The organism is Arthrobacter sp. NPDC089319 (assembly GCF_040684925.1).
Taxonomy (GTDB): Bacteria; Actinomycetota; Actinomycetes; order Actinomycetales; family Micrococcaceae; genus Crystallibacter.
Genome location: NZ_JBFBGZ010000029.1, coordinates 1 through 3028 on the forward strand (window position 1 = coordinate 1; position 3028 = coordinate 3028).

Below are 3028 nucleotides of genomic sequence, written 5' to 3' on the forward strand. Positions count from 1 at the left end.
ATGGTCGACTGGGGGCAGGAATCATGCCGGGGCCATCAGGTCAGCACACCCATATCCTCTCCCGAGGAACGGGATACGAAAAAGGTAACGGGGCGCCGGCGGCGGTGTCGTGAAGGTCGGCACGAAGGTGCGCGGCATCCGACTCATTGAGGACGGCGTGGGAGATCACGACATTGATGCGACCGTTCCCGGCTTTGGGCGGATGCAACTAAAGTCCAGCGTGGTGAAAAAGGTCCTCTGACCGGTGGCGATGCCCAGTGGATACGGGTTTCGTCGTCGACGAGCCTGTTCACAACTACCAGCCATGAACTCATGAGCCATTCCGAGTTCGGAGCACCGCCGCTGCGTCTCTTTCAGGAGTGATTCTGGTGTGTTGTCGACATTGGCCCCGAAATAGGCGACAAGACTGCGAATACACCTGGTAATAGGGAATCAAACCCTCGCGTATCCCACGCCGTCGTACTACATGCGGCGGTCATGAATCTCAATCCCTGATCAGCTGGCCCGCCAACGGCACGACTTGGCTCATTGCACGTCCTCGGGCCTCGGATTGGTCGAGCCGCCACGGGTGCTTCCAGACTTTTAGTTGCTCACGGCGGGGGCGCGTCGGAGGTAGGTGCCGTCGTCGATCTGGGCGGCGGTGAAGGCGGCGATGTCGGCGCGGCTGACGGGGAATCCGATCTTGTCGGTGCCGAAGAACCCGACGCGGACGCGGTCCTGCTTGGGGGTGTGCTTTGGTGCGAGGAACCGGACGATGGTCCAGTCGCGGTCGGAGTCCATGATGATGCGGCACATGCCGGTGATTTCTTCGTAGGCGCGGGGCATGAAGGTGCGGGGCAGGAACGTGGCGAGCCGTGTGGTGAAGGTCGGCTTCTCCTGCGGGTCGAGCACGGCGGGCGTGGCGTGCCCGATGAAGCGTGCGACCTTATGCGTTTTCATCGCGTCGAAGATGTACTGGGTGCCTTCTATGAGCGGAGTTCCTTGGGCTTTGCGGTCCATGGCCGGTCCGAGGGCGCTGATGACGGCGTCGGCTCCGGCGATGGCCTGGTCGATCTTGGTCTGGTCGGTGATCTCCCCGATCACGACGCGTACCTTGTCGCCCCAGCTGGCGGGGATTTTGGCGGCGTTGCGGGCGTAGGCGGTGACCGTGTGTCCGTTGGCGATCAGTTCATTGACGGTGAGGGAGCCGATGGCGCCGGTGGCGCCGAAGACGGTGACGTTCATGAGTGTGCTTTCCTGTTGCTTAGGTGGTGGCGTGGACGTGGCGGATGGCGGGGGCGACGACATCGCCGAAGCGGGCGATGGAGTCGCGGACCATCTCGGTGGGCAGCCCGCCGAGGTCAACCTGGCCGAGGAAGCGGTCGATGCCGAGTTCGCTCTTGAGGTCAAGGATTTTCTCCGCAACTTCCCGGGGGCCCCCGACCATGAGCGCACCGCCACGAGCGGCGAATGCGACCATCGTTTGCTTGTCCACGTCCCATCCGCGCCCGCGGTTGTTCCGTGGTGCGAGGTAGCGCTCGTAGTAGGGGTAGAACTCTTCGTAGGCCTGCTCCGCCGTTTCGCCGATGTAGAAGTGGCTGGTGATGCCGACCTGCAGCCGCTCGTCGGGGTGCCCGGCACTCCGGCCGGCGGCGCGGTAGAGATCGACCAGCGCCTTGGCGTGGCCAAGGTTCCCGCCAATGAGGCCCAACGCCATGGGAAGGCCGAGCCGGCCGGCTCGTTCGGCGCTGGCGGGGGTTCCTCCGACGGCCGCCCACACGGGCAGGACACCGGTTGCCCTGGGGTTCACTTCGGCATGGTGCAGCGGGGTGCGGAAGCGGCCGGACCAGGTGACGGGGTCCTCGCTGCGGATCTTGAGCAGCAGTTCGAGCTTTTCTGCGAACAGGTCGTCGAGCAGGCTGATGTCCTCGCCGAAGAGGGCGAAGGGTTCGGCGAAGGCGCTGCGTCCGGCGATGATTTCGGCGCGGCCGTGGCTGATCAGATCCAGTGTGGCGAAATCCTGGTAGACGCGCACGGGGTCGAGTACGCTCAGGACGGTTGCGGTGGTGGTCAGCTTGATCTTGGTGGTTGCCCGGGCGATCGCCGCATGCACGATGGCGGGGGAGGACACTGCGAAGGGTGCGCTGTGGTGCTCGCCGATGCCGTACACGTCCAGGCCGTGCCTTTCGGCGAGGACACCGTAGTCGATGATGTCGTCGATGCGGCTCGCTGCGCTGTCCGGGCTTTCCGGGCTGATGTCGCTGAGGGAGAAGACTCCGAGTTCCATGGGTTTCCTTCGGTCCGGGGTGCTGCAAGGGCTGGCCGCTTGCAGCACCCCGTGATTGGCGGTCGTTGTTAGGCGAGGGTGACGACGAGTTTGCCGCGGGTGCCGGCGGCGAAGTCTTCGAAGGCCTGCGCGGCTTCCTCGAGCCGGTAGGTCCGCTGCACGGTGACGGTGGTGTTCTTCTCGGCCTGGTTCTTGGCCAGGCGTTCAAGGGTCTCGGGCGCGGGGTTGGCGTAGATGGCCACAACCTGCACGCCGTCTGCCTGGATGTCGTCCGGGCTCATGATGAGGCTGGAGACGAGCCGTCCGCCCTGCTTCACCGCCGGCACCAGGGCCGACGGGTCGCCGGCGAAACCGAAGGCGACATCGATGCCGTCGGGGTGGTTGCCCAGCACCTGTTCGGCGACGTCGGCTTTGTAATCAACAGTGGCGGCTGCGCCGAGCCCGGTGACAAGGTCCTTCTCTTCCTCGGAGCTGGCAGTGCCGATCACATGCGCGCCCGCGGCGACAGCGAGCTGGAGCGCCTGCTGACCGACGCCGCCGGTAGCTCCCGCGATGAGCACGGTGGCTCCCGGCTCGATGCCGGCCGCGTCGACCGCGTCGACCGCGGCTGTGCCGGCAAGGCCGAGGGCCGCACCCTCAACGAAGTCAACGGTGTCGGGGAGTTTGGCGATTCCGACCTGGACGGGCACGGTGACGTACTCGCCCAAGGAGCCGTCGCCGAGGTAAGGCTTGGTCACGACGCCGAAGACGCGGTCGCCCACA

3 protein-coding genes and 1 pseudogene are annotated in these 3028 nt (G+C 65.5%); 1 reads left to right on the plus strand and 3 read right to left on the minus strand.

The genetic code is table 11. From position 1 onward, the window contains the following. Positions 1–97: 97 nt before the first annotated feature. Positions 98–241, plus strand: a pseudogene (locus AB0N75_RS18810) (PhnA domain-containing protein); the annotation flags it as partial. 341 nt (positions 242–582) lie between these two features. On the opposite strand, the gene AB0N75_RS18815 reads toward AB0N75_RS18810, so the two are convergent. From AB0N75_RS18815 to AB0N75_RS18825, 3 genes are all read right to left on the minus strand, one after another. Continuing rightward, a complete protein-coding gene (locus AB0N75_RS18815; RefSeq protein WP_364652463.1) occupies positions 583–1224 on the minus strand; it encodes an NAD(P)H-binding protein in 642 nt (213 codons plus the stop codon). A gap of 19 nt (positions 1225–1243) precedes the next feature. Further along, positions 1244–2266, minus strand: coding sequence for an LLM class flavin-dependent oxidoreductase (locus AB0N75_RS18820; RefSeq protein ID WP_364652464.1), 1023 nt, complete (start codon positions 2264–2266; stop codon positions 1244–1246). Positions 2267–2334: 68 nt separating this feature from the next. Then, positions 2335–3028, minus strand: a 694-nt coding sequence (locus tag AB0N75_RS18825) for a zinc-binding dehydrogenase (protein WP_364652465.1), incomplete at its 5' end; no start/stop codon positions are given.